The sequence below is a fragment of the Microbacterium sp. OVT16B genome, from assembly GCF_019969705.1.
GTDB classification, from domain to species: Bacteria; Actinomycetota; Actinomycetes; order Actinomycetales; family Microbacteriaceae; genus Microbacterium; species Microbacterium natoriense.
On the sequence record NZ_JAHXZA010000010.1, the window covers coordinates 1 to 606 of the forward strand.

Annotated in this window: 1 protein-coding gene; it reads left to right on the forward strand. The window is 48.3% G+C overall.

Features of this window, described 5'->3' with window-relative positions; translation table 11 throughout:
* The coding region (locus LC438_RS18980; RefSeq protein ID WP_223587504.1) for a hypothetical protein at positions 1 to 606 on the forward strand (606 nt) is incomplete at both ends.

Below are 606 nucleotides of genomic sequence, written 5' to 3' on the forward strand. Positions count from 1 at the left end.
AAGGGGAGGGGGGGGGGGGAAGGAGAAGGAGAAAAAAGAGAGAGAAAAGAGAAGAGGAGGAGGAAGAGGAAGAGGGGGAGAAGAGAAAGAGAGAGGGGGGAGGGGAGGAGAGAGAAAGAAGAAGGGAGAGGAGGGGAGAAGGAGAGAGAAGAAGAAAGAGGAGGAGGAGGGAGAAAAGAAAGGAGGGAAGAAGAAAAGAAGGAAGAAAGAAGAGGGGAAGAAGGAGAAGGAAGAGGGAGAGAAGGAAAGGAAAGAGGGAAGAGAAGGAGAGGAAAGGAGAAGAAGGAGAAGGAAGAGAGGGAGAAGAAAGGAAGAGAAGAAAAAGAAGAAAGAGGGAAGAAGGAGGGAGAGAAAGAGAGGAGAAAAGAAGGGGAAGAGGAAAAAGGGAGGAAAGAGAGGGAGGAAGAAAAGAAAGGGAAGAAGAGAAAGGGGAGGGAAAAAGGGGGGAGAGGAGAAGAAAAGAAAGAAGAGAGAGGGGAGAAGGAGAGAGAAGAGAAAGAGAAGGAGGAGAAGGAGGAAAAGAAGAAAAAGGAGGAGGAAAAGAAGAAGGGGGAGAAGAGAGAGGAAGAGAAAAAGAAGGAGAGAGAGAGAAGGGAGAAAAAGGGA